Raw genomic sequence first — 24,133 nt, forward strand, 5'->3', positions numbered from 1 at the left:
AGGCGCAATCAGCTCTTGCTGAACCGCATGGAAGCTGGTTTGCCCCAGTCCCCCTGAGCATTGAAACCCCGCTTGTTGCTGGTGAGATGACGCAGGATCCAGAAAATGGATTCATCGGTGCCATCCCCGAGGACCAGGCGGATCTCGTCGGCGGAACGGGCCACACCGTCGGCCAAGATCGCTTCCACACGGCCTTGCAGGTCGAGAATCGCCGCCGCTGCTTTTTTGCCTGCCTCAACGCCAGGTTGGTGGTAAGCATTGATGTTGACGAGTTCGCCGTACAGGCCAACGGCACGCTCGAACAAGGCAATTAAGGAACCAAGGCGCCGGGCATCAAAACAGCGCATGCTGATCGTCATGCTCTGGCGCCCACCCTCAGTGAGGGCTGAGCGGGTGCCCTGTAGGAATCCGTCAAGGAAGTCGCCGGGGCATTCGCCACCAATCACGGGGATGTCGCTGACATCCTCCAGAACCTCGATGAAGGTGGCGAAGAAGTTGTCGACACCATCACGAAGTTGTTGCACGTAGGCGTGCTGATCGGTGGAGCCCTTGTTGCCGTAAACAGCAATGCCTTGGTGCACCACCTCACCGTTGCGATCAAGGCGCTTGCCCAAGGATTCCATCACCAACTGCTGGAGGTAACGGCTGAACACCTCCAGTCGATCGCGATAAGGCAGAACGACCATGTCGCGCTGACCCCGACCGCCGCCTGCGACAAACCAGGAGGCCGCCATCAAGGCAGCCGGATTCCGACGCAGATCCGCCTCGCGGGTGGCGGCATCCATCTGAGAGGCTCCAGCGAGAAAGTCGCGGATGTCGCAACCGATCAGGGCCCCAGGCAGCAGGCCAACGGCACTGGTGATGCTGGTGCGGCCACCGACCCAATCGAACATGTCGAATCGTTTGAGCCAAGCCTCGGACTGAGCTTGCTGATCCAACTTGCTGTTCAGCATCGTCACAGCGACAGCCTGACCAGCCCACTGGCCTCCAGCCGCTTCAAGCCGATGGCGGGCCTGTTCCAAGCCGATATGCGGTTCGGGGGTCCCTCCCGACTTACTCACAGACACCACCAGCGTGCGATCCAAGCGACCGTCAAGACCCGCCAGGACGTTGCTCATCCCATTGGGGTCAACGTTGTCGAAGAAATGGAAGGGAAGTCCCTGACCCGGGTTCTGCAGAGCCCGAATCATCAATGCCGGACCCAGACCGCTGCCGCCAATGCCGATCCAGAGCACATCGGTGAAGGCTTCACCGTTGGGCGCCTTGATTGTTCCGTTGATCACATCGCGCCCGAAGGCGGCGATCAACTCGATTTCCCTGGAGATGTGCTGCTGCAGCTCTGAGCTTGGAGCAAGTTCGGGAGTGCGCAGCCAGTAGTGACCCACCTGACGCTGTTCATCCGGATTGGCGATCGCTCCGGCTTCCAACTCCTGCATCGCGGTGAAGGCCTTGTCCATCCGCGGCTGCAACTGCTGCAGGTCTGCGGCGTTGACGTGCATCCGGCTGATGTCCAACCAGACCCCAAGATCATCGTGGTACCAGTTGAGATCACAGAAACGCTGCCATTGAATCTGAGCGTCGGAAGCGCTGAAATCCGGGAAGCTCATGCCGGGCGGGCGATGCAGTCTTGCTGAACGTATCCAGGATCTGACGGGATGCCCACGCAAAAGGACACCCCAGTTAGTTTCATGTCACCTTCCACTGACCGGTTTTCCAGCCCCCATGGCTGAGCCACTGCGATTAACGACTGCGCTTCTGGCGACAGCAGCAAGCTTTTGCTTGATCGGACAGTGGGCACAACCTGTCACTGATCGCGAGAATCAGGTGCCTGTGGTTGTCGAGGACAGACTCGAGCCAACAGACTTTTCACCGGAAGAACTGAAGCTGCTGCAACGGCGCTTCGGTGTGCATGGCCCCCAGACACAGCTTGCCCAGCTGTTCACAAACAGCGTCGATCAGCTCAAACCGCTGCGGTCACAAACCCTGGATCGCCTGCGCGAGCTGAAGCCAGTGATCCTGCGCGAATCGGCAGCGCATCGGATCAACCCGATGCTGATCACAGCTGTGCTGTTCGACGAGATCCAACATTCCAAACCGGGTGAGAGCCTCCCCTTCATCGCCCATTCCGGTCTGGTGAAGACCCATGGACCGGCCCAGATCAGCGTGTCGGAACTCATTCATCAAAAGCGATTGCCTGCGAACCCGACGCAGGAGGAAATCACCTGGGCCCGCAAACAGCTGCTGGATCCCGAGATGAACATCACTTTCTTGGCGGCGAAGTTCCAACGGCTGAAGCTGGCCCTTGGCCTGCCGGAGAGCTTGATGCTGCAAGCAAGTCGCTCGTATCTGGATGCCAAGGCGATCGCCACCCTCACCTATCTCCACAACGGAAAGCTGGATTACCCCGCTCGGGTGCTGGGCTACATGCAAGATCCTGAGCTGCACGGGTTGATTTACGGCGGCCGCCAACCCAACCCCGACATCACGGTTTAGAGGCCATTCACGGGAAGAACTGGGCTGTAGATGAGCCCCAATCCAATCCCTGAGTCCGCCAATCCCTAAGTAAGGGGAGAAAACGATGCGACAACCATCACCCATTTGGGGGATGTGAAAGCCCCGTTTCTGTTTTTTCATCGATCCAGTACGGCAGATCGATGAAAAAACTGTTCTTACCACTTGCTTTTGGCTTGCTTCTCCCAACAGCAGCAATCGCTCAGGTAGCCCCCGAGGTAGCTGACCAGTGCAAAGAAGCCAGGGATTTCTATGGCTGCGTGAGGGCCTTTACAACTCCTCCCCAATCCAGAGCTGACCGGGTCCCTCTTACGGGAGTGATGCAGCCGGTGGCTACAGCGCTGTTCTCAGGCCCGAACCTCCGTAACTCAGGTTCAAACTTCTCGCCAGGCGTCATTCCGGCTGACCTTGTTGAGGGGATCCTGCGAGGCGTCTTGCGGTGAAATGAGGCAGTGCTGATTACTTGTGACAACTCGCCCGAAAACGCTCTGAGCGGCTGGTGGCGGCATGCTTGGTTTTGCGGCCGCTCACCCGCTTGCGCCAGAGCTTGAACGACGACGATTTCAAGTGCTGCCGCATCACAGCAATCACATGCTGCTCGGAGAGCCCGAACTGAAATTCAATTGCCTCGAAGGGGGTGCGGTCTTCCCAGGCCATTTCAATGATCCGATCCAGATCGTCACTGGGGAGTGTTGTCAACGAGGCGCTAACAGCAAGCAAGACGCTAACGACGCTTCAGGTCACGCAGAGGTCGCCAAGAGCCGCCAGCCGCACCTGAAGTTTCGACCAATCGAAGCTGCGTGGATCACCCCGTTCTCCGCCCAGATCCACATGGCGATGGGTCGTGATCGCCGCTGGAGGGAGATTGAAAGAACGGATCCAACCCGACAACACCAAAGCCAACGCGTCGTATTGCTGGGTCGTATAGCCGGCATGGGTGCCATTGGCGTTCGCCCCCGACGGCGGTGTTTCCAGGCTTAGGTGCAACGCGAAGTTGTTCACAGAGCCCTTGAGCTTCTTATTGGTGATCGCCCACTCACCCAGAAAAGCTGAAAAACCGGCGCCATAGGCGCGACTTAACGGGTCCACCAGATCCAGAACACGCCCGTCCTGCCCCACAAGCGTGTGGTAGCTCACCTGATCTTCATCCCGCGGGTGGGGAGTCATGAAGGTGTTCAAGGCGGAACCGAGTGAATACACCGTCTCGTGCAGCACCACCACCCTGGGAGTGGCATCAATCCGACGACCGAACGCGTCTTGGTCGTAGCGCTCACCGAAATTGGTGGGATCGATCTTCACGAATGCACGCCAGGAGCTTGACCGGGCATCGAGCTGGTTCAGACGGGACCGCAGCGCGGTATCGACATCAGAGCATTGGCGAGCCAATGGAGAGCGCCACGAGCGCGACTTCGGCGGTAAAGGCACCGAGGAGGAGGGGTTCTCTTCCAATTGGCGACCGCGTTCCCTCCCCACCTGGTCGAGCAGCTCCATCAGGGACGGGCGAACCCCTGCATGGGACAGCCCACCTTGATCCACCAACACCCAGCCCACCAGGCCCAGCGCCAACGACCCTGCTGCTGCTGCAGTAATCGAGAGACCCCGATGCTCCTGAACGCGACTCCGAAGACCGCTCCAATAACGACTTAAACGATCTCGAACCATCGATCCCGCAATTGCCGTTGTTCCGTTGTGCACCCAGGATCCCAATCCAACGACCAATGGTCCACACCTTTGTCAGGAAACAACTGGGTCTCCTTCAAGAGACTGCGTCGCGCGTAGGTGACGCTCACGCAGTCCTGCTGCTCCAACAGAGACGGGAGATCGCTGCCGCGACGCACCCGATAGCCATTGATCGCAAGCAACTCATCGCCCACCACAAGCCCAGCCCGTTGGCCGGGACTCTGGCGCCGCACCCGCTGAATTAAGGCGGCACCATCTCCATCCTTGAGCGTGAGTCCATGGTCGGGATGCTTGAGCGGAACAGGATCCATCCGCAGCCCAAGAGCCTCCACGCAATCGATCAAGGGAAGAGCCTCAGGTTGATCCAGCCATTGATCCAGATCGGCCGCCAGGTCGGCATCCCATTGGGCCAAGGCGGCTTTGATGTCGTGGCGGCTGTAACCGCGAGCCTGACGGCCAAGCCTCAACCACAGTTCCCGCAGGATGGCCGCCATGGATTGACCACGCTGCCGTAGGCGCACATCCAGGCAGAAGGCCACCGCGGCACCCAATCGGTAGTAGCTGATCTGGGTATCCCGCGACGCTGGCGTGGCCTTGTACAGCTTGATCCAAGCCTCACGAGCACTGGCTGCCAGCGATTGAACGGAGCAACCAGGTGACATCAACACGCTGGAGAGCTCCTCCCCCAGATCCTTGAGCAGGGTCGGTCGATCCGAAAGCCCCGCCAGCAGGGGCAGGCTCAGGTCGTAGTAGCTGGTGATCCCCTCGGCAAACCAAAGGCCCTCAGTGATCACCGACTGTCCGTAGTCGTAGGGACGCAGCTCAACAGGCCGCAGCCGGCGCACGTTCCATTGGTGCAGGTATTCGTGGCCGATCAACTGCAACAGCTGCCGGTAGCCCTTGGGCTTGGCCAAGGCTGACCAACTGAACTGCAACACGGCACTGTGATCGTGCTCGAGGCCGCCATAGCCCTGGTCGAGCAGTTGCAGAACCAACTGATAGCGATCCCCAGCCGGAGGAGGAGTTCCCATCAATCGACAGGTTGCGCTGCAAACGCGCTCGATGTCGCTGAGGAAGTTCGGCGGCCAACCCTTGGGCGGAGTGCCGATCAACAGCAACTCATGGCTGCAGGCCTGCACCGTGAAGGGTTCCGCCTGAAAGGGACCGGCATGGAGCGGGCTGTCGACGAGGGCATCGAAATCCGCAGCGATCCACCCCTCAGGACTGGTTTCAAGCGGCAGATGCACACTCCAGTGCTCCGGAGCCTTCACCGCAACGCGGTGGGGCGACCAGCGGAAGCCATCGATATCCATCGCCACAGCGGCGAGGCAGAGCGAGGCAAAATCAGGGTCCAGCAACCCAGTACGGACGGTCAGATCCCTTGCTTCAAGCTGATAGTTGAGCGTGAGCGGGCTCAGATCAGGAAGATCACAGAGCCACTGGTGGGGCGCCAAACGACGCACCGCGAGCTCTTCGCTGTTGGCGAGCAGCTCCAGGCTGTGGAGGTGCTGAGCGTGATCGCGCACCGTGTAGGACCCCGGGGTCCACACCGGCAGCTGAAAGGTCTGGCGCCTCGTCTGGGGTGTCCATTGGATGGACACACCGATGGTCTGCGTTTCGGGATGGCTCAGATCGAGCCTGATCTGAACCGGATCTGGCACGTCAGAGGGACTGCACGATCAGGTCGGCCGATCCCATCGCACCGAAACGCACCTGGTCCATGGCATGAAGCAGGGCATAGCGACGCGTCACCCGCTGCAACCGCTGTTCAAGCCCCGGCTGGCGGCTGATCCGTTGAATGTCGCCATGCATCACGATCGTGCCGTCCTCCCGCTGGGTCCAGCCGAGGGGCATGGCATCGCCATGAACAGCAAGCACATCAACGGTGTGGGAATCGTCAGCAAAACCCTGCAATTCGGTCGTTCGCTCAACACTGAAGCCCTCATCACGCAGGGCCCGCACAAGTCGCTCGAGATCGGTAAAGACAGTCGGCAGGATGGAGAGATGGGACATGGACCGGACCCCGCTTTGACTGACCCTAGCCACAACATTCGAGCTGACCAGGCCCCCTTGCAGCTGGGGGTGATGGCATCCGGCAACGGCAGCAACTTCGAAGCCTTGGCCCAAGCAATCCAGGCGGGGAAACTCAATGCACGAATTCAACGGCTCGTGGTTAACAATCCAGGCTGTGGAGCTCAGCAACGCGCCGAACGTCTCGGGATTCCTGTGTCGGTGCTCGACCATCGTCTGCTCAAGAACCGACGCGAGCTGGACGCCGAACTGGTGCACCTGTTCCGCGCCGACCAGGTGGAGCTGGTGGTGATGGCGGGTTGGATGCGGATCGTCACCGATGTCTTAATCAGCGGATTTTCAGAGCGCTTGATCAACATCCACCCATCGCTGCTGCCCAGCTTCCGCGGCATGGACGCGGTGGGTCAGGCCTTAGAAGCCGGAGTGAAGCTCACCGGCTGCACGGTTCACATCGTCACCGAGGAGCTGGATGCCGGCCCGATCTTGGCCCAGGCCGCCGTCCCCGTTCTCGATGGTGATGACCACGCCACGCTTGCCAAACGGATCCAAGAACAGGAACACCTGCTCTTGCCGGCTGCCCTTGCTGGCCTGAAGCCAACCTGGCGTCAGGGATAGAACGACTGCAGAGGCAGACCCGTCTCAGGCGCGAGGCCGGCCATGAGGTTCAGGCATTGCACGCCCTGCCCCGCCTGGCCCTTGATCAGGTTGTCGATCGCACTCATCAACACCAGCTGGCCCGTGCGGGTGTCCACCTGAACTGACAGCAGGGCGCGATTCGTGTGCCGCGCCCATTTGGTAGCGGGGTAGGTGCCCACTGGGAGCACCTCAACGCAGGGATGGTGCCTGTAGATGGCGTCCAGAACGGTGGTGCAATCCTCAGCGGTGAGGCCGGGGTCGCGCAGTCGGGCATACACCGTTGAAAGCAGACCTCGAACCATCGGCACGAGGTGCGGCGTGAACTGAAGACGCACCTCCTGCCCAGCCACCTCCGTCGCCATCTGTTCGATCTCTGAGGTGTGGCGATGACCGATCACGCCGTAGGGCGCAATGGATTCCGAGGCTTCCGCCAGCAACATCGCTTCCTTTGGCACCCGTCCACCACCGGAGGTGCCGGTCTTGGCATCAATCACGATGCCGTTCGTCTCAATCAGACCTTGCTTGAGAAAAGGGAGCAGGGGCAGCAAACTCGCGGTGGGGAAACATCCGGGAGCCGCCACCAACTTCGCCTCGGCGATCGCAGGGCCGTTCCATTCAGGCAGGCCATAGACAGCATTGCTGCAGAGCTCGGCATCCTTTCGATTGAGAGACCCGGCCTCCTTGGCATACACCTGAAGCCACTGGTCGAGGGAGCGGTAGCGGAAGTCGGCGGAAAGATCCACAACCCGCACACCACGCTCCAACAGTTGTGGCGCCAATTGGCATGCCAGGCCGTTGGGAAGACTCAGAACGGCGAAGTCGGAGCAGGCCGCAATCCGGTCGGGGTCTGCCGATTCCACCATCGGGTCATCCGGCAGGGGCAGGAAGGCACAAACAGAACTCCAGCGTTGGCCGGCACTGCGTTCACCGCCGAGAAAACTGACGGAAAGACCCGGGTGTCCCTGCAGCAGGCGGATGGTCTGAAGGCCGCCATAGCCGGAGGCGCCAATGACAGCAACCCGTCCGCCCTTCAACGTTGCCATCGCTTCAACCGCCGACGCTTTGTTGCCTGCCATTGAATCAACCAACCAACGGCTGATCGTACAGAGATCAATAATGAGGTCATCAACCGGCGACCAGGCTCCTGAACCCCAGTTCCCTTGACCCCGCGAACGATCCCATCGCGTTTGATGCCATCAGCGAGGCCCTCGCGGCGATCCGAAATGGTGAGTGCATTGTCGTGGTGGACGACGAACAGCGGGAGAACGAAGGTGATTTGATCTGCGCAGCCCAGTTCGCAACTCCAGAAGCGATCAACTTCATGGCCACCGAGGCGCGGGGCCTGATCTGTCTCGCCATGGAGGGACAACGGCTGGATGAACTCGATCTGCCGCTGATGGTGGATCGCAACACCGACGCCAACGAAACGGCCTTCACGGTGAGCATCGATGCCGGAATTGAGCATGGGGTGACCACTGGAATCTCCGCCGAAGACCGCGCCGCCACAATTCAGGTGGCGCTCAATCCGGCCACGCGGCCGGCTGAACTGCGCAGACCCGGGCACATCTTTCCCTTACGCGCCCGCCCTGGTGGCGTGCTGAAGCGCGCTGGCCACACTGAAGCCGCCGTCGATCTGTCACAGCTGGCAGGCCTCAGCCCTGCGGGGGTGATCTGCGAAATCCAAAACAGCGATGGCTCGATGGCCCGGCTGCCGGAGCTGCGCAGCTACGCCGATCGGTGGGGGCTGAAGCTGATCAGCATTGCGGATCTGATCCGTTACCGGCTGGAGAACGAGCGGTTTGTCCGCCGACTGGCCCAGGCACAGATGCCGAGCCGTTTCGGGACCTTCCAGGCGGTGGGTTATCGCAACGAACTGGATGGTTCCGAACATGTTGCTCTGATCAAGGGCGAGCCGAATGCCCTGCGTGAGCCCGTACTGGTGCGCATGCATTCCGAATGCCTCACCGGTGATGCCTTTGGCTCGCTGCGTTGTGACTGCCGGCCCCAGCTGGAGGCGGCATTGCGCCAGATCGAAGCGGAGGGGGAGGGTGTAGTCGTCTACCTGCGACAGGAAGGTCGTGGCATCGGCCTGATCAACAAACTGAAGGCCTACAGCCTTCAGGAAGCAGGTTTAGACACCGTTGAAGCCAATGAACGCCTCGGCTTCCCAGCGGATCTCCGCAACTACGGCGTCGGCGCCCAGATTCTCTCTGACCTGGGCATCCATCGGCTGCGCCTGCTCACAAACAACCCGCGCAAGATTGCCGGACTTGGTGGCTATGGCCTTCAGGTGGAAGAACGGGTGCCGCTGGTGATGGACCCAGGCATTCATAACGCCGACTACCTAGCGGCCAAGCGGGAGAAGCTCGGACATCTCTTCGAATCTGAGAGTCCTTGTGTGGTTCTGGCGCTGGCGGTGAACGTTGGCCCGGAAAGCTGGCCCACCATTCGCTTGGAAGTGGAAGGAATCGCGCATCGCCATGGCTTCAGCCTCGAGGCCCTGCATGAGCCCCGTCTGTTGGCGCTCTGGGACCGTCCGCAATTCGTCTGGAAACTGTCCCCAGATGGTGGAGAAGCCAGCCCTCTGCTGCAAAGCCTGGCGGCCCTGGCAGCTACCGAACGGGTGGGACTTATGCGGGTTCCGACCGAGCGGATGGCACTCCACCCGCCCCAGAATCTTGAGCGGGTGGAGCATCAGCTCAATGAGCTGACCGACATGAGCAGTGACGGACTGATCGAAAACGGCCCATCACTCCTGCACTGGACGCGGCGCTGATCAGCCCTCCTGGATCGTAACTTTGTTGATCTTGGAGCCGTTGGAGAGCTTCAACACCACATCCATGTTGCCGGTGTGGCCAAACACCGTATGGACACCGTCGAGGTGGGACTGGGCCTCATGGCAGATGTAGAACTGCGAACCACCGGTGTTGCGGCCGGCATGGGCCATGGCGAGAGTTCCGGCCTGGTGCTTCTGCGAGTTGATCTCGCAATCGATTTGGTAACCGGGACCTCCGGTTCCAGCCATACCGCGGGCGCCCTCACGGCTGTTGGGGCATCCTCCCTGGGCCATAAAACCCGGGATCACACGATGAAAGGCCAGGCCGTCGTAAAAGCCGTCCTTCACCAGCTTCACGAAGTTGGCGACAGTGTTCGGGGCATCGGCATCAAACAGCTCGAGCTCGATCAGGCCTGCTTCGGTGTCCATCAAGGCCTTGGTCATGATCGCGCAAGCAAAACTGGAGTGTAGTGAGAGTAGTGGCATGGCAGATCTCGAGGGAGCTCGGGTTGGCGTCATCGGCGGTAGCGGCCTGTATTCGATTCCCGGCTTAAGCCAGGTGGAAGAACGTGCGATACCAACACCGTTCGGGGCGCCATCCGATCAACTGCGATTGGGAGAACTTGAGGGGGTCGAGACCGTCTTCCTGGCCCGCCATGGCCGGCATCACCAGCTGCTGCCCAGTGAAGTTCCCTACCGAGCCAACATCTGGGCGATGCGTTCGCTGGGGGTGCGCTGGTTGATCTCCCTCTCCGCGGTTGGATCACTCCAGGGCCATTTGCATCCGCGGGACATGGTCGTACCGGATCAGTTCATTGACCGCACGCGTCAAAGGCCATCCAGTTTTTTCGGGAACGGCTGTGTGGCTCACGTCAGCCTTGCCGAACCTTTCTGCCCGCAGTTAAGTGCCCTACTGGCCGATGCCGCCGAGAAGGGCTTGCCGAAAGGTCAAAAGCTGCATCGCGGAGGAACGTATCTCTGCATGGAGGGCCCAGCCTTTTCCACCCAGGCCGAAAGCAAGCTCTACCGCTCCTGGGGTTGTTCAGTCATCGGGATGACCAATCACACCGAAGCCCGCCTGGCCCGGGAAGCCGAATTGGCCTATGCCTCCCTGAGCATGGTCACCGACTTTGACTGCTGGCATGAAGAACATGACGCGGTCTCTGTGGAGATGGTGATTAGCAACCTGCAGGCCAATGCCTCGGCCACCGAACCGATCCTGAGCGGTTTGATGCAGCAGCTGAAGCAAAAGCCTCCTGCTTCGACGGCCCACACAGCCCTCGCCAATGCCTTGATCACGCCCAAGGAGCAGGTGCCTGCCGAGACCCGATCAAAGCTCGATCTGTTTACCTCCCCTTACTGGGGCTCGTTCGATCAGGCCTCCATTAGCTGAGGTCCGTCAGCTGAGCTCCGCAGGAGGCCAGTGCCGAGCGAAGCTGCTGGTCATGCTGCTGAAGCAGCGCACATGCCTTGTCGACAGGCAAGTCAGCAGACGCCATCAACAAAGCGAGTTTGACCGATCCGCCGGCGTCCTCCAGCAGCGTCAGCCCACACTCCCGCTCGACACCGGCCAGATCCCTCAGGATCCGCAGCGATCGGTCCACCAACTTGCTGTTGCTTGCGGCTACATCCACCATCCGATTCCCATAGACCTTGCCGAGCTTCACCATCACCGCGGTCGACAGCGTGTTTAAGGCAAGTTTTGTGGCCGTGCCGGCCTTCATCCGCGTGGATCCAGTCAGCAGCTCAGGGCCGGTGAGCAGACGAATGTCGATATCGCAGGGAAGGGGAGCCTGCTCCGTCGGAACACAGGCCATGGCAATCGCCAGAGCACCAATGCTTGTCGCAAACGCCAGGCCGCCGCGAACGTATGGCGTGGTACCACCTGCGGCGATCCCCACAAGACAATCCTTGGAGCAGAACCCCCGCTCCTCCAGGTCAGCCCGACCGGCAGCCTCAACATCCTCGAGCCCTTCGGAACTGCGCAACAGCGCTGCTGAACCACCAGCGAGAACCCCCTGCACCTGCTCGGGATCACTGCAAAAAGTGGGTGGGCACTCCGCGGCATCCAAGACCCCCAGCCGGCCTGAGGTGCCAGCACCGAGATAGAAGAGACGACCGCCGGCACGAAGTCGCTCAGAAACGGCATCAACGGCCTGAGCAAGGTCAGGAGCGGCCGCGGCGACAGCCTCTTGGGGACGCCGATCCTCGTCCGCAAAAAGGGCGACGAGCTCGAGGGTCTCGAGTTGATCCAAGCGTGAACTGCGCTGATTGCTCTGCTCGGTCAGCAGATGGCCGCGGTCGCTGGAGGGCTGGAGATCAGGGTCAAACAGAGCCATGGTTCAGAGCAGCCCCTCCAGCCGCCGACGCAGTTCATCGAGTTCAGGATTTGACTCGGGCTCGGTCTCCAGTCCCTGGCGCGCAGGTTCAGCGGCGTGTTGTTCAGGGTTGGCGTTGTCAGGGATTGGGTTATCAGGGTTGGTGTCGTCCTTCCAGTTGCTCACATCGCGGTTGCTCTGCGGCGGCGCCATGAACAGGCGCTCCTCGTCATTGCTCGGCACAAAACCCGACTCGATCACGCGGGCCTCATAGCCGGCCTCACGACAAAACAAATCCACGTCTTCACGGTCAAGGGCCTCCACCGTCGGAACCGGAAAGTCCTGCGCCTCCAGAAGACCGGCATAACGCTCGGCATCGTCGGGGTTCTCAAACAGAAGAACCACAGTGCGTCCGGCAATTTCAAGCGAATGGATGCCTTCACTATCCGTACCGGCATCAAAGAGCAGGACGTGGACGCGCATCGAGAAAACGTCAGATCAATCGGACCGGAGTCTCACCCATCGTCATCCAACCTGCTCGGATTCGCTCGCCAGTTCCTGAAGGCGGCGATAAAGAGCCCGTTCCGCATCGCCCAGATCTGAAGGAATCACCACAACAATCTCCACCAGTTGGTCCCCCCGTTCGTTCTCCAGCTGCAGCCCACGACCACGAAGTCGCAGCAAGCGTCCGCTCGATGAACCGGGAGGAACTTGCAGCGTCACGGGTCCATCCAGCGTGGGCACATCCACAGCGCAGCCAAGAGCAGCATCTGGCGGAAACAACAGCAGCTTGTAGAGCACGCGAAGACCATCGATCCGAAGTCCTTCATCGGTCACAACCCGGAGCTGCAGGAAATGATCACGACCACCCGGGGCGACGCCCTCAAGCCGAAGTCGCCAGCCATCACCAGCGAAGGGAGGAGTGTTCAACTCGATCACCGTGCCGTCGTCGAGCGTGAGTTCCACCTGGGTGCCCTGCAGAGCCTGATCAGCGGTGAGATGAACGACCGATTCGAGATCCTCCACAGCACGCACGGGCGGCGGCGGCGGCGGTGCCGACACCGGAGGTTCAGTTCTTCTGGTTTCACTTCTGACGTCATCACCCCGGAAGGGTGGATCCAGCTCCATGTCGGACTCAGCCGTTGATCGCCATGCCCCCCCGCCAAAAATCACGTCGAGATAGTCCTCGAAATCGGGGAACCCGTGCGCGAAGGGATCGGCAACACCCGCACCTGTACCACCGCCCCGTTGCCAAGCATCGCGGCGGCGGGGATCACTGAGCACCGCATAGGCCTCGTTGACCAGCTTGAAGCGATCCTCAGCAACGGGATCATTGCTGTTCAGATCCGGATGCCAACGGCGCGCCTCACGGCGAAAGGCACGTTTCAGCTGCTGATCCGTGCAGTCGGGATCAACCCCCAGCAGAGACCAATAATCAGGATCAGCGGTAGATGTCATCGTCCCAAGGTGCAGAGTCACGACGGCTCAGGCCTCGACCGCGTTCACCCGGACGACTGGGGGGACCCCAGGGGTCGTCATCCCAATCATCGGCAAACAGCTCATCCTTGAGGGAACCGAGGGTGTTGCGAATCCCCTGAAGCGGACTGCCATCGCCCTGACGTTCCGCCGATAGACGACGGTTCAGACCGAAGAGAGCCTCCTCAAGACCGCTTACACACAGATCCAGCTCCTGGAGGTCGTCGTTGGCGAGGCAGTCCTGCACATCGCGCATGGCCATTTCAACAGCCCGTTGCTGCCGTTCAGCGCCGTAGGGCCCCAGCTCCAGCGAAGCGTCCCGCAGACGCCGTTCCGCCTGAGCAAGCAACGTTTGGGCACGGTTGCGACGCTCGATTTGATTGCGTTTGCGCCGATCCTCATCGGCCCGTGCCTCCGCTTCCGCCAACAGAGCGGTCACATCCTCCTCGTTGAGATTCGAACCGCCCTGAATCGAAACCGACTGCTTGCGCCCCGTGGTGCGGTCGGTGGCGCTGACCTGAAGCAGGCCATTGGCATCAATATCGAACGCCACTTGCACCTGAGGCACACCCCTCGGAGCCGGTGGAATGCCAGAAAGGCGGAAACGACCAAGTGATTTGTTGTCCGATGCCATCTGGCGCTCCCCTTGCCAGACATGGATTTCAACGGACGACTGATTGGCTTCCGAAGTGCTGAACACATCGGACTGGCGCACCGGGATCGGAGTGTTGCGAGGGATCAGCACCTTCATCAGTCCGCCAATCGTCTCCAGTCCGAGGGAGAGAGGTGTGACGTCATTCAGCAACAGGTCCCTGAGTTCCCCTGTGAGGATCCCCGCCTGAACGGCAGCACCGATCGCCACCACCTCATCGGGATTCACCGATTGGCAGGGATCAATGGGCACAAGGGTGCGAACCAATTGCTGCACCATGGGCATCCGGGTGGCGCCCCCCACCAGCACAACGTCATCAATGTCGTTTGCAGACCAACCCGAGTCGCGCAGTGCCGCTTGGACCGGACTCAGCAAACGGTCGAGAAGATCCGGGCAGAGACCCTCGAACGTGGCACGGTCCAGACGAGTTTCAATGTGCAGCGGACCATCACTGCCGGTAGCAATGAACGGCAGCGAAATCGGGGTGCTCAGCACACCGGAGAGTTCCTGCTTCGCTTTTTCAGCAGCCTCCGTCAATCGCTGAAGGGCCTGACGATCCCGCCGCAGATCAACGCCATGCTCCTCAGCGAACGCATCGGCCAGCCAGTTGACGATGCGTTGATCAAAATCGTTGCCGCCGAGCTGGGTGTCTCCATTCGTCGCCTTGACGTCAAAGACGCCATTGGCGATGCGCAGCAGCGACACGTCAAATGTGCCTCCACCCAGGTCAAACACGAGCACCCGTTTGACCGCACTGCGATCAAAGCCGTAAGCGAGAGCAGCGGCGGTGGGCTCATTAAGAATGCGTTCCACTGAAATGCCCGCCAACCGTCCGGCATCACGGGTGGCCTGACGCTGAGCATCATTGAAATAGGCCGGAACAGTCACAACAGCCGCTTCAACCGGCTCGCCTAGGTAAGTCGATGCATCGTCGACCAGTTTGCGGATGATGCTGGCGACAATCTCTTCGGGCGCATACTCCCTTTCCGTCACCGGGCAGGGGACGCGAACCTGACCCTGGTCATTGGCACGAACTGTGTAGGGCACGGACAGGCTGCTGTCCTCCAACTCGTCCCAGTCACGACCAACAAACCGCTTCAAATTGGAGAAGGTGTTTCGGGGGCTGAGCACGAGTTGGCGTCGGGCCAGCTGCCCCACCAGCAGCTCCTGATCCTTGGTGTAGCCCACTACGGATGGGGTGGTTCGTCCGCCCTCGGCATTGGCAATCACATGGGGACGACCCGCCTCCAGCACAGCGACAACCGAATTGGTGGTCCCCAGATCGATGCCGACGATCCGCCCCATATCCCTTAAAGCTTGATCTCCACGCTAACGGCAGCTTCCAACCTGCTCCAGCCCCAGTCGCGATAAATGGCAGAACAGAGCCCATCGCTTAAGGCGTTCTTAATCATGTCAAGAGGATCGGGACATACGTTGTACTGGCGCGCCTTTGGGTAAATGTCCGACCCGGACAAGCGATACCTGTTCCGAAGACGTCCACCGTTCGAAAAATTGGTGGACGTCGGTTTCAAGAATCTGGCCATTGCCATGGCCTCGGTGGTGGCGATCGTTCTGTTCTCCATCCTGATCGTCGTCTTCCAAGGAAGCTTGGAATCCATGGCCCGCTACGGCTGGCAATTTCTGATCACCTCGGATTGGAACCCTGTGGATGACGAGTACGGCGCCGGTGCAGCCATCTACGGCACCCTGATTACATCACTGCTGGCCTTGATGATCGCTGTGCCCTTGGGGGTTGGAACAGCCATCTTCATCACCGAAAACATCATCCCCAGCCGGATTCGCAGTCTGATCGGCTTGATGGTTGAACTTCTCGCCGCAATCCCATCCGTGGTACTCGGCCTGTGGGCCATCTTTGTGTTGGAACCATTCATCCGTCCGGGGCTTGAGCTTCTCTATGAGCTCTTCAATTGGTTCCCCCTCTTCAGCACACCGCCGATGGGTCCAGGCACCATCCCAGCAGTGTTGATCCTGGTGGTGATGATCCTTCCGATCATCACGGCTATTTCCCGTGATTGTCTGAATCAGGTACCGACACAACTCCGACAAGCGGCCTATGGCGTGGGGACAACACGTTGGGGAGCGATCATCAATGTGATTCTTCCGGCAGCGATTTCCGGAATCATTGGTGGCGTGATGCTGGCACTGGGCCGAGCCATGGGCGAGACCATGGCCGTCACGATGATCATCGGCAATTCCAACAATTTCAGCCTTTCGCTCTTGGCACCGGGCAACACCATCGCAGCGATGCTTGCTAACCAGTTTGGTGAAGCGGATGGTTCCCAAGTGTCATCGCTGATGTATGCAGCATTTGTGCTGATCATCCTGACGTTGTGCGTGAATATTTTTGCCCAGTGGATTGTGAAGCGCTTGAGCCTGAAGTACTGACATGACACAAACGCTCACCCACACCCGATCCGACTCAGCTCCTGATCTGAGCTACAAGCCGTTTCTGCGCAGAAATATCCGCAGCGGCCTTCTCTCCTTCTTGGCGGGATTATTTGCAGTTATCGCTGTTCTGCCCCTTGTCCTGGTTTTGGGCTACGTGCTTGTACAAGGGGGCAGCAAGATCAGTCTGGCCCTGCTGACGGAACTTCCACCACCTCCGGGACTGGAGGAAGGCGGTATCGCTAACGCGATTATTGGAACCCTCGTCGTAACAGGCATCGCTGGATTGATTGCCATTCCAGTGGGCGTCGGAGGTGGGATCTTCCTTGCCGAATACTCCCGTTCAGGATGGTTCGCTCAGTTCATTCGATTCGGCACCAATGTGTTGGCTGGTGTGCCATCGATCATTGCTGGCGTGTTCATCTACGGAACCATCGTCACCAGCCGAATTCTCTTCGGGAACGCCTACAGCGCCGTTGCGGGGGGCATGGCCCTGGCTGTGTTGATGCTCCCCACGGTTATTAAAACGACCGACGAAGGTCTGAAGCTGGTTCCTGATGACCTGCGTCGTGGTGCTTTGGGAGTGGGGGCATCCAGATTTGTCACTGTTGTGCGAATCACACTCCCTGCAGCCTTAACCCCGATCGCGACAGGGGTGGTTCTTGGAATCGCAAGAGCCGCAGGGGAAACGGCTCCTTTGATCTTCACGGCACTCTTCTCACCGTTCTGGTCAGATCTGCTCACACCCGAGGGCATCTTCGCTCCCATCGCAACCCTCTCCGTGATGATCTACAACTTTGCGATCATGCCCTATGAGTTTCACAACGAATTGGCCTGGGCCGCATCGTTCGTACTAGTAATGATGATTTTGACGCTCAATCTTTTATCTCGATGGCTGGCGCGATTTGCAGCCAAATAAACCGCTTTTTACTTAAATCAATGACCACCATCACCCCAGTCGAAGACTCCGGCACGAAGAGCGCAGACACTGCACTTTCGCTGCAGAATGTCACGATCAGCTACGGCAACTTTGAAGCCGTAAAAAATGTTTTTTGCGACATTCCTCGCGGCAAGGTCACGGCTTTCATCGGTCCATCCGGCTGTGGAAAATCAACGGTTCTTCGAGCCTTGAACCGCATGAATGACCTGATCGATTCATGCTCCCTCAAGGGAAGCATTTTGTTTGGTGGGGTCGACTTGTACGGTTCCAGTGTCGATCCTGTAGAGGTGCGACGTCGTATCGGGATGGTGTTCCAGCAACCCAACCCATTCCCGAAAAGCATCTACGAAAACATTGCCTTTGGCGCGCGCATCAATGGATATACGGGAAATATGGATGAACTCGTTGAACAATCTCTACGGCAGGCAGCAGTTTGGGATGAATGCAAAGACAAATTGAATGAGAGCGGCTATTCACTCTCTGGCGGACAGCAACAACGTCTTTGTATCGCCCGAACCATCGCCATCCAGCCAGAAGTCATCTTGATGGATGAGCCATGTTCAGCCCTGGATCCAATCTCGACGTTGAAGATCGAAGAGACGATGCATGAGCTCAAGAAGAGCTTCACCATCGTGATCGTGACCCACAACATGCAACAGGCCGTCCGTGTCAGCGACATGACGGCTTTCTTCAACGCCGAAGCCGTCGAGGGCGGAACCGGAAAAGTGGGCTACCTCGTGGAATTCAACGACACAGACAAGATCTTCAACGCGCCCCAACAGCAAGCCACCCAGGACTACGTCTCCGGTCGGTTCGGCTGATCCCGACCCCTCAGCAACGACGCAGCTGTCAGGAACACTCAAGCCCCAGCCTCGCCAAGGTTTGACGGCCGTGCGTGGGTCTGACGCGCCGCCTCAGATGGACAAAAAAAATCCGGACCTTGCGGACCGGAGAAGCGGAGAGCGAGGGATTCGAACCCTCGATAGAGTTGCCCCTATACAGCATTTCCAGTGCTGCGCCTTCGACCACTCGGCCAGCTCTCCACCGGCTAAATGGGGCAGGTGAGAATGTAGCAGGGCACTGCCAGCAGAGCTTTATGCGTCCCAGCCACAGGATCACCATTCACTGGCGCCAGGAGGGTCGCACCATCACCCACGACGTCCCAGAGGGTGAGTACATCCTGCAGAGCTTTGAAGAGCAAGGAGACCCACTTCCCTTCTCCTGCAGAAATGGATGCTGCACCAGCTGTGCCGTTCGGGTGCAAAGCGGAACCCTCGACCAGCGCGAGGCCATGGGTCTTTCTCAGGAGCTGAGGTCCCAGGGTTACGGCCTGCTCTGTGTGGCCCGGGCAGTTGCCCCTCTTGAAGCAGAAACCCAAGACGAAGACGAGGTATACGAGCTGCAATTCGGGCGCCACTTTGGGAAAGGACGCGTCACCACCAGGATCCCCATCGAAGAGGAGTGACCATGCAGGAGTCGATCTGCAGCCGTGCCGCCCGCGATGGCGGACTTAGCCCAAGCGATCTGGAGCGTTATCTGGCCGTGGCCCGCTCGGCGGCCGATGCCGGTGGCCAGGAGCTCATGCGCCATTACGGACGCTTGTCATCGATCGAAAGTAAAGGGCGCATCGGCGACCTGGTGACGAATGCCGACGTTGCAGCTGAACGCATCGTCTTGGAGATGCTGGCGGACCAGACCCCTGAGATCGCCGTGCTGGCGGAAGAAAGCGGGGCAACAGGACAGCAGGACGGTCTGAGGTGGTGTGTTGACCCCCTGGATGGGACCACCAACTTCGCCCACGGTTATCCCTTCTTTGCTACCTCGATCGGGCTCACCCTGGGGCAACAACCCATCCTTGGTGCCATCGCCGTGCCCTTCCTCAAGGAGACCTACTGGGGAGCGCCGGGAATCGGGGCGTTCTGCAACGACACAGCACTTCAAGTGAGCAGCTGTGATCGGCTCGAGGATGCTCTCCTCGTTACCGGGTTTGCCTATGACCGCCACACACGTCTCGACAACAACTACGCCGAGTTCTGCTGGTTCACCCACCGCACCCATGGCGTTCGTCGCGGCGGCGCTGCAGCGGTTGATCTGGCGTTCGTGGCCGCTGGCCGCCAGGACGGCTACTGGGAACGGGGCCTGTCTCCCTGGGACCTGGCTGCGGGCGTGGCCTTGGTGGATCTAGCGGGGGGAACCGTCACGGGATATGGGAATCAACCCTTCGATCTCACCAGCGGCCGAGTCGTAGCGGCTGGTCCTGGCTTGCATGACGCAATCACGGATGAGTTGTCCCAAGTGAAACCACTTCCTGGAGCCGCCTTCGGTGCCCCGGAGGTCACGGCCATGGGATCCTGAGTCGTGGCCGCGAGGACGTGAGATGGCGCTGCAACCTGCAGCTGGCGCAAAGGATCTGAATCCACGTCAGGTGGAGACCAATCGACAGCTGACGGAACGTCTTGCATCGGTTTTCCGTCTGTGGGGCTATGAGGAGGTGTCGCCACCGCGGGTTGAGCGTCTGGCAACGTTGATGGCCGGGGGTGCCATCGACAGTTCAGACATCGTTCGTCTCGTTGCGGATGACCCTCTCGGGCTACGGCCAGAGATGACGGCATCCATCGCCAGAGCGGCTTGCACACGATTCGCCGATCGCCAACGGCCGTTGCGTCTCTGGGCCTCCGGAACGGTGTTCCGCACCCGTTCCGCCGATGAAGGGGGGCAATCGATCGAAGAGAACCTGCAGAGCGGCGTTGAACTGTTCGGGGTTAGCGGCAGCGAAGCGGAGATGGAACTGCTCAGCCTGTTGATGGCAGCAATTCAGACCCTGGAGCTGCAGCCCAGCCAGAAACCAAGGCTGTTGCTGGGCCACACCGCTCTGATGGATCTGATTCTCAGCCCATTCAACGGTGAGATGCGCGATCAGATCCGCACAGCCTTGATCGATTTCGACCGTCTGGCCATTGAGGGTTTCGAGCTGACCAAGGACGCCAAGGCCAGGCTTCTTTCCCTCCTTGACTGCCGCGGAACCCCCGACCAGGTCCTGACCCAGCTCGCCAGCATGGGCGGGGATCAGCCGGTGTTCGACAAGCTTCGCCGTCTCTGCGCCCATCTCTCAAAAGCAGCTCAGGATCAGTCGGTAACGATTCAGCTCGACCCGACATTCCAGCCCCATTTCGAGCTGTACACCGGCTTGGTGTTCCAGCTGGTCTGTGATGGCCGCAGCTCTCCTGTGGTGATTGCCCGTGGCGGCCGTTACGACGACCTGGTGCAGCGTTGCGGCGCGACCGATCACCAGGCCTATGGCGCTGGGTTCAGCCTGGCGATCGACCCGATCCGGGAACTGATCTCGGAATTCGATACAGCAGACCAGCAACAGACCGATGTACTCGTGGCCTTTTCACCAGCCACAAGCCTGGAGGCGGCCATGGAGCATCAGCGGGGCTGGCATCAGCAAGGTCGCACCGCTGTGTTGGCCTTGGAACCGTTGGATTCCAAGGAGAAGGCTGAACAGCTGGCGAAGGCACAGGGAGGTCTACAGCTCGATTGGGTCGATCCTTAGGATCCGGCAGATCAGCAGGTCCTCCATGGCTCATTCCATCGTCACCGACGTTTGCGAGGGCATCGCTGACTGCGTCGATGCCTGCCCTGTGGCCTGCATTGACCAAGGCAATGGAAAAAACAAGAAAGGGACAGACTTTTACTGGATCAATTTCGACACCTGCATCGATTGCGGCATCTGCCTGCAGGTCTGTCCGGTTGAGGGCGCCATCGTTGCGGAAGAGCGTCCTGACCTTCAGAAGACGCCTTGAGCAGGCATGCGGGGCACATGAAGGTACGGAGAACCCCCTGAACAGGCCGTTGAGCAGGAGTGAAACCGGTCTCTAGTGTCTGGTTTTTCGGGACACAGGAATGGCGGTGCTGGAGGAACAGGGTCAGATTCAGATCCACACCGAAAACATTTTCCCGATCATCAAGAAGGCCGTGTACTCCGGCCACGAGGTGTTTCTCCGGGAACTTGTCAGCAATGGCGTTGATGCCATCAGCAAGCGCCGCATGGCTGCCATGGCGGGCGATTGCAGCGAAGGGGATGACGGTGCCATTCGCATCACGGTGGATCAGGAGGCCAAGACCGTCACCATCAGTGACAACGGCATCGGCATGACGGCCGATGAGGTGAAGCGCTACATCAACCAGGTGGCCTTCTCCAGTGCCGAGGATTTCCTGGAGAAGTACAAGCAGGAAAACGACGCCATCATCGGCCACTTCGGCCTTGGTTTCTATTCCAGCTTCATGGTGGCCGAGAAGGTTGAACTGCTGACCCGTTCAGCTCGGCCCGACGCTGAAGCTGTGCGCTGGAGCTGTGATGGTTCCCCGAACTTCAGCCTCAACGCCGCCGAGAAAGAGCAGCCGGGCACAGACGTGATCCTTCATCTAATGGAGGACGAGCTCGAATATCTGGAACCGGCACGGATCCGAACTCTGATCAACACCTACTGCGACTTCATGGCAGTGCCGGTGCAGCTCGAGGGTGAAACCATCAACAAGATGGACGCCCCCTGGCGCAAGAGCGCCAGAGATCTCAGTGATCAGGATTACATCGACCTCTACCACTATCTCTATCCCTTTCAAGGCGATCCCCTGCTCTGGGTTCACCTCAATACCGACTACCCCTACAACCTTCAGGGAATTCTCTTTTTCCCCAAGCAGACCGGTCGTGCCGACTGGGAGAAGGGCGAAATCAAGCTCTACTGCAACCAGGTGTTCGTCAGCGATTCGATCAAGGAAGTTGTGCCGCGCTACCTGCTGCCCTTGCGGGGAGTGATCGATTCACCCGACATTCCTCTCAATGTGAGCCGCAGTGCTCTGCAGACCGACCGACGCGTTCGCTCGATCGGAAATTTTGTCGCCAAGAAGGTGTCAGATCGCCTGCGGGGATTGAAAAAGGAGGACCCCAAGGCCTATGCCGAGGCGTGGGATGCCCTGGCACCCTTCGTGAAGATCGGCGCCATGGAAGACGAGAAGTTCGCCGAGCAGGTCGCCGAATTGATCCTGTTTGCCACCACCGCTGCCGCCGGGGAAGGCGACGACGCTGACCCGATCGCCTGCGATGGACGTGCTTTCACCACTCTGGAGGGATACCTCAGCCGACTGGCCGCAGATCAGAACAAGCGCGTGCTCTACAGCACCGATGACGTTTCCCAGGCTGGTGCGCTCAATCTCTGGACATCCCAAGGCGCGGAAGTGCTGAAGCTGGAAACGGTGATCGACACTCAGTTCATCCCCTGGCTCGAACATCGCCACGAGGAACTCACCTTCCAACGCGTCGACTCGGAACTGGACGAGAGCCTGAAAGACAACGATGCGGAACTCACCGATCAAGATGGAACAACGGAATCAGACCGACTGCGTGATCTGATCAAGGAATCCCTGGCCAATGAGAAGGTGACCGTTCAGGTACAGGCCCTGAAAGCGGAAGGGGCACCTCCGGCGATGATTCTTCTGCCTGAACAGATGCGCAGGCTGAACGACATGGGCGCCTTAATGGAACAGCGCCTGCCAGGCCTTCCTGAGCATCACGTACTTCTGGTCAACCGGCGCCATCCCCTGGTGGAAGGGATGCTCAAGCTGCGGGCCGGTGGCGTGCTGGTGGGAGCGTCAGAAGCCTCACCCACAGCCAGCCTGGCCGGGGATGTGGCCCGCCATCTCTACGACATGGCTCGGCTGGGCGTGGGCGGTCTGGAGCCCAATGAACTTGGCGGATTCCAGACCCGCAGTGCTGAATTGATGGGTGCTCTCATGCAGAGAGGCCTTTGAGGTGAAGACCTTTTGCTAACTTGGTCGTTTGGAACTGTTAATTCAGCTCCAAACAACCTCTCAGTAGAAGGACATCGTCATGTCACGGGTGTGTCAGCTCACCGGTACTCGCGCCAACAACGGCATGGCCGTGAGCCATTCCCACATCCGCACCAAGAAGCTGCAGCAGGCCAACCTGCAGCAGCGTCGCCTCTGGTGGGCTGAAGGCAACCGCTGGGTGAAGCTGCGCGTGACAACCCGCGCCCTCAAAACCATCCAGAAGAAAGGCCTCGGCGCCTACGCCAAGTCTCTGGGCATTAACCTGGCCAAGATCTGAGATCTTGAACGGGTGAATCGGCGGGAATTACTAGTCAAGTCCGGCCTTTTCCTTGCAGCTCTAACGCTTTCACCCTCGCGGGCTTCGGCTCTCGGGGGTGTTGTTTTGGAAACGGGCAGCACAGTTCCCGACTTCGATCTGCCCGGATCCAGCCAATCCGAACCCGACCGTAACCGTTGGAGCAGCGGAGATCTGCGCGGTCGTTGGTTGGCGGTTTATTTCTACCCAAGAGACTTCACCGGTGGGTGCACCATCGAAGCCAGGGGCTTCGAAAGCCTGCACGCGGAGTTTCTTCAGGCCGGTGCCGAGGTCATCGGCATCAGCGCCGACAGTGTCGACGAGCACGAATCCTTCTGTGAAAGCGAAGGGCTGAGTTTTCCCCTGCTCTCTGATCCTGACGGAACCGTGAGCAAGGCCTACGGCTCCTGGATGGCGCCCTATTCGTTGCGCCACTCCTTCCTGATCGACCCCGATGGCGTTCTACGTGAGCGCTGGGTGGCAGTTCGACCAAACGGTCACGCCAGGGAAGTGCTGGATTCCTTGACGACACTTCAGAACAAAACCACCATTTGACAAAAAA

General features: G+C 59.6%; 25 protein-coding genes and 1 tRNA gene. 14 read left to right on the top strand and 12 right to left on the bottom strand.

All coding sequences use genetic code 11. The features are described from left to right. Window positions 1-8: 8 nt before the first annotated feature. Window positions 9-1,607 carry a glucose-6-phosphate isomerase gene (locus tag FZX13_RS03175; RefSeq protein WP_226407228.1) on the bottom strand — a complete coding sequence of 533 codons (1,599 nt, stop codon included), beginning with the start codon at window positions 1,605-1,607 and terminating at the stop codon, window positions 9-11. A gap of 115 nt (window positions 1,608-1,722) precedes the next feature. On the opposite strand from FZX13_RS03175, the gene FZX13_RS03180 reads away from it, so the two are divergent. Further along, window positions 1,723-2,493 (top strand): helicase DnaB, encoded by a 771-nt coding sequence (locus tag FZX13_RS03180; protein WP_226407230.1) that lies wholly within the window; start codon window positions 1,723-1,725, stop codon window positions 2,491-2,493. Between the two features lie 477 nt (window positions 2,494-2,970). Here the strand turns inward: FZX13_RS03180 and FZX13_RS03185 are convergent, their stop codons facing one another. The 4 genes from FZX13_RS03185 to FZX13_RS03200 are packed head-to-tail and all read right to left on the bottom strand — an operon-like array spanning window position 2,971 to window position 6,204. Further along, the gene (locus FZX13_RS03185; RefSeq protein ID WP_226407231.1) at window positions 2,971-3,210 is read right to left on the bottom strand and encodes a TIGR03643 family protein; all 240 of its coding nucleotides are present in this window, start codon (window positions 3,208-3,210) and stop codon (window positions 2,971-2,973) included. A 36-nt stretch (window positions 3,211-3,246) separates the two neighbouring features. Next, window positions 3,247-4,173 carry an N-acetylmuramoyl-L-alanine amidase gene (locus FZX13_RS03190; protein ID WP_115022073.1) on the bottom strand — a complete coding sequence of 309 codons (927 nt, stop codon included), beginning with the start codon at window positions 4,171-4,173 and terminating at the stop codon, window positions 3,247-3,249. Continuing rightward, complete coding sequence (locus tag FZX13_RS03195) at window positions 4,155-5,852, bottom strand: PDZ domain-containing protein (protein WP_226407233.1); 1,698 nt, start codon at window positions 5,850-5,852, stop codon at window positions 4,155-4,157. The genes FZX13_RS03190 and FZX13_RS03195 overlap by 19 nt, the downstream gene beginning before the upstream one ends. 1 nt (window position 5,853) lies before the next feature. Next, the gene (locus FZX13_RS03200) at window positions 5,854-6,204 is read right to left on the bottom strand and encodes a DUF1257 domain-containing protein (protein WP_226407235.1); all 351 of its coding nucleotides are present in this window, start codon (window positions 6,202-6,204) and stop codon (window positions 5,854-5,856) included. 72 nt (window positions 6,205-6,276) lie between these two features. Between FZX13_RS03200 and purN the strand changes: the two genes are divergently transcribed. Beyond that, a complete protein-coding gene (gene purN, locus FZX13_RS03205; RefSeq protein ID WP_370629797.1) occupies window positions 6,277-6,837 on the top strand; it encodes a phosphoribosylglycinamide formyltransferase in 561 nt (186 codons plus the stop codon). Here the strand turns inward: purN and argC are convergent. Then, on the bottom strand, window positions 6,828-7,901 hold the full coding sequence (argC, locus tag FZX13_RS03210) for an N-acetyl-gamma-glutamyl-phosphate reductase (protein ID WP_226397766.1): 1,074 nt from the start codon (window positions 7,899-7,901) through the stop codon (window positions 6,828-6,830). The genes purN and argC overlap by 10 nt on opposite strands. Window positions 7,902-8,038: 137 nt before the next feature. On the opposite strand from argC, the gene ribBA reads away from it, so the two are divergent. Then, a complete protein-coding gene (gene ribBA / locus FZX13_RS03215) occupies window positions 8,039-9,634 on the top strand; it encodes a bifunctional 3,4-dihydroxy-2-butanone-4-phosphate synthase/GTP cyclohydrolase II (protein WP_226408234.1) in 1,596 nt (531 codons plus the stop codon). Here ribBA and FZX13_RS03220 read toward each other — a convergent pair whose 3' ends face one another. Further along, window positions 9,635-10,078: a peptidylprolyl isomerase gene (locus tag FZX13_RS03220; RefSeq protein WP_226407237.1), complete on the bottom strand. Its 444-nt coding sequence runs from the start codon at window positions 10,076-10,078 to the stop codon at window positions 9,635-9,637. A 40-nt stretch (window positions 10,079-10,118) separates the two neighbouring features. Between FZX13_RS03220 and mtnP the strand changes: the two genes are divergently transcribed. Further along, entirely contained in the window at window positions 10,119-11,027 is a 909-nt protein-coding gene (mtnP, locus tag FZX13_RS03225; RefSeq protein WP_226407239.1) for an S-methyl-5'-thioadenosine phosphorylase, read from the top strand. Here mtnP and murQ read toward each other — a convergent pair. Genes murQ through dnaK form a run of 4 tightly spaced genes read right to left on the bottom strand, consistent with a single transcriptional unit; the run spans window position 11,020 to window position 15,385 of the window. Beyond that, a complete protein-coding gene (murQ, locus tag FZX13_RS03230) occupies window positions 11,020-11,973 on the bottom strand; it encodes an N-acetylmuramic acid 6-phosphate etherase (RefSeq protein ID WP_226407241.1) in 954 nt (317 codons plus the stop codon). The two genes, mtnP and murQ, sit on opposite strands and share 8 nt — an antisense overlap. Before the next feature lie 3 nt (window positions 11,974-11,976). Continuing rightward, on the bottom strand, window positions 11,977-12,435 hold the full coding sequence (locus FZX13_RS03235; RefSeq protein ID WP_115022061.1) for a DUF3110 domain-containing protein: 459 nt from the start codon (window positions 12,433-12,435) through the stop codon (window positions 11,977-11,979). A gap of 42 nt (window positions 12,436-12,477) precedes the next feature. Beyond that, entirely contained in the window at window positions 12,478-13,410 is a 933-nt protein-coding gene (locus FZX13_RS03240; protein WP_226407243.1) for a DnaJ domain-containing protein, read from the bottom strand. Continuing rightward, window positions 13,394-15,385: a molecular chaperone DnaK gene (dnaK, locus tag FZX13_RS03245; protein ID WP_115022057.1), complete on the bottom strand. Its 1,992-nt coding sequence runs from the start codon at window positions 15,383-15,385 to the stop codon at window positions 13,394-13,396. The genes FZX13_RS03240 and dnaK overlap by 17 nt, the downstream gene beginning before the upstream one ends. A gap of 153 nt (window positions 15,386-15,538) precedes the next feature. Between dnaK and pstC the strand changes: the two genes are divergently transcribed. The 3 genes from pstC to pstB are packed head-to-tail and all read left to right on the top strand — an operon-like array spanning window position 15,539 to window position 18,247. Then, window positions 15,539-16,486, top strand: a complete 948-nt coding sequence (gene pstC / locus FZX13_RS03250; RefSeq protein WP_115022056.1) for a phosphate ABC transporter permease subunit PstC — start codon at window positions 15,539-15,541, stop codon at window positions 16,484-16,486. A 1-nt stretch (window position 16,487) separates the two neighbouring features. Beyond that, window positions 16,488-17,405 carry a phosphate ABC transporter permease PstA gene (pstA, locus tag FZX13_RS03255; protein ID WP_115022054.1) on the top strand — a complete coding sequence of 306 codons (918 nt, stop codon included), beginning with the start codon at window positions 16,488-16,490 and terminating at the stop codon, window positions 17,403-17,405. 20 nt (window positions 17,406-17,425) lie between these two features. Beyond that, a complete protein-coding gene (pstB, locus tag FZX13_RS03260; RefSeq protein ID WP_226397764.1) occupies window positions 17,426-18,247 on the top strand; it encodes a phosphate ABC transporter ATP-binding protein PstB in 822 nt (273 codons plus the stop codon). 135 nt (window positions 18,248-18,382) lie between these two features. Here the strand turns inward: pstB and FZX13_RS03265 are convergent. Then, window positions 18,383-18,469 (bottom strand) — tRNA-Ser (locus FZX13_RS03265). A 53-nt stretch (window positions 18,470-18,522) separates the two neighbouring features. Here FZX13_RS03265 and FZX13_RS03270 point away from each other — a divergent pair. The 7 genes from FZX13_RS03270 (at window position 18,523) to FZX13_RS03300 (ending at window position 24,126) form a co-directional block, all read left to right on the top strand. After that, a complete protein-coding gene (locus FZX13_RS03270; RefSeq protein WP_115022051.1) occupies window positions 18,523-18,891 on the top strand; it encodes a 2Fe-2S iron-sulfur cluster-binding protein in 369 nt (122 codons plus the stop codon). Between the two features lie 2 nt (window positions 18,892-18,893). Continuing rightward, window positions 18,894-19,781 (top strand): inositol monophosphatase family protein, encoded by an 888-nt coding sequence (locus FZX13_RS03275; protein WP_226407245.1) that lies wholly within the window; start codon window positions 18,894-18,896, stop codon window positions 19,779-19,781. A gap of 22 nt (window positions 19,782-19,803) precedes the next feature. Beyond that, the gene (locus FZX13_RS03280; RefSeq protein WP_226407247.1) at window positions 19,804-20,982 is read left to right on the top strand and encodes an ATP phosphoribosyltransferase regulatory subunit; all 1,179 of its coding nucleotides are present in this window, start codon (window positions 19,804-19,806) and stop codon (window positions 20,980-20,982) included. Window positions 20,983-21,007: 25 nt separating this feature from the next. Further along, entirely contained in the window at window positions 21,008-21,232 is a 225-nt protein-coding gene (locus FZX13_RS03285) for a ferredoxin family protein (RefSeq protein ID WP_115022046.1), read from the top strand. Between the two features lie 100 nt (window positions 21,233-21,332). After that, window positions 21,333-23,237, top strand: coding sequence for a molecular chaperone HtpG (htpG, locus tag FZX13_RS03290; RefSeq protein ID WP_226407249.1), 1,905 nt, complete (start codon window positions 21,333-21,335; stop codon window positions 23,235-23,237). Between the two features lie 79 nt (window positions 23,238-23,316). Then, window positions 23,317-23,553: a 50S ribosomal protein L28 gene (gene rpmB, locus FZX13_RS03295; protein WP_006850205.1), complete on the top strand. Its 237-nt coding sequence runs from the start codon at window positions 23,317-23,319 to the stop codon at window positions 23,551-23,553. 12 nt (window positions 23,554-23,565) lie between these two features. Continuing rightward, on the top strand, window positions 23,566-24,126 hold the full coding sequence (locus tag FZX13_RS03300) for a peroxiredoxin (protein ID WP_226397598.1): 561 nt from the start codon (window positions 23,566-23,568) through the stop codon (window positions 24,124-24,126). Window positions 24,127-24,133: the final 7 nt, after the last annotated feature.

The organism is Synechococcus sp. MU1625 (assembly GCF_020514205.1).
GTDB lineage: Bacteria > Cyanobacteriota > Cyanobacteriia > PCC-6307 > Cyanobiaceae > Parasynechococcus.

Coding starts and splice junctions, on each gene's coding strand:
- FZX13_RS03180 (WP_226407230.1), top strand. CDS start 1,723: ATGGCTGAGCCACTGCGATTAACGACTGCGCTTCTGGCGACAGCAGCA.
- htpG (WP_226407249.1), top strand. CDS start 21,333: ATGGCGGTGCTGGAGGAACAGGGTCAGATTCAGATCCACACCGAAAAC.
- FZX13_RS03285 (WP_115022046.1), top strand. CDS start 21,008: ATGGCTCATTCCATCGTCACCGACGTTTGCGAGGGCATCGCTGACTGC.
- argC (WP_226397766.1), bottom strand. CDS start 7,901: ATGGCAACGTTGAAGGGCGGACGGGTTGCTGTCATTGGCGCCTCCGGC.
- FZX13_RS03220 (WP_226407237.1), bottom strand. CDS start 10,078: ATGACCAAGGCCTTGATGGACACCGAAGCAGGCCTGATCGAGCTCGAG.
- FZX13_RS03280 (WP_226407247.1), top strand. CDS start 19,804: ATGGCGCTGCAACCTGCAGCTGGCGCAAAGGATCTGAATCCACGTCAG.
- FZX13_RS03235 (WP_115022061.1), bottom strand. CDS start 12,435: ATGCGCGTCCACGTCCTGCTCTTTGATGCCGGTACGGATAGTGAAGGC.
- pstC (WP_115022056.1), top strand. CDS start 15,539: ATGTCCGACCCGGACAAGCGATACCTGTTCCGAAGACGTCCACCGTTC.
- FZX13_RS03175 (WP_226407228.1), bottom strand. CDS start 1,607: ATGAGCTTCCCGGATTTCAGCGCTTCCGACGCTCAGATTCAATGGCAG.
- FZX13_RS03240 (WP_226407243.1), bottom strand. CDS start 13,410: ATGACATCTACCGCTGATCCTGATTATTGGTCTCTGCTGGGGGTTGAT.
- murQ (WP_226407241.1), bottom strand. CDS start 11,973: ATGGCTCTGTTTGACCCTGATCTCCAGCCCTCCAGCGACCGCGGCCAT.
- dnaK (WP_115022057.1), bottom strand. CDS start 15,385: ATGGGGCGGATCGTCGGCATCGATCTGGGGACCACCAATTCGGTTGTC.
- pstA (WP_115022054.1), top strand. CDS start 16,488: ATGACACAAACGCTCACCCACACCCGATCCGACTCAGCTCCTGATCTG.
- pstB (WP_226397764.1), top strand. CDS start 17,426: ATGACCACCATCACCCCAGTCGAAGACTCCGGCACGAAGAGCGCAGAC.
- FZX13_RS03200 (WP_226407235.1), bottom strand. CDS start 6,204: ATGTCCCATCTCTCCATCCTGCCGACTGTCTTTACCGATCTCGAGCGA.
- mtnP (WP_226407239.1), top strand. CDS start 10,119: ATGGCAGATCTCGAGGGAGCTCGGGTTGGCGTCATCGGCGGTAGCGGC.
- purN (WP_370629797.1), top strand. CDS start 6,277: ATGGCATCCGGCAACGGCAGCAACTTCGAAGCCTTGGCCCAAGCAATC.
- FZX13_RS03275 (WP_226407245.1), top strand. CDS start 18,894: ATGCAGGAGTCGATCTGCAGCCGTGCCGCCCGCGATGGCGGACTTAGC.
- FZX13_RS03190 (WP_115022073.1), bottom strand. CDS start 4,173: ATGGTTCGAGATCGTTTAAGTCGTTATTGGAGCGGTCTTCGGAGTCGC.
- FZX13_RS03270 (WP_115022051.1), top strand. CDS start 18,523: ATGCGTCCCAGCCACAGGATCACCATTCACTGGCGCCAGGAGGGTCGC.
- rpmB (WP_006850205.1), top strand. CDS start 23,317: ATGTCACGGGTGTGTCAGCTCACCGGTACTCGCGCCAACAACGGCATG.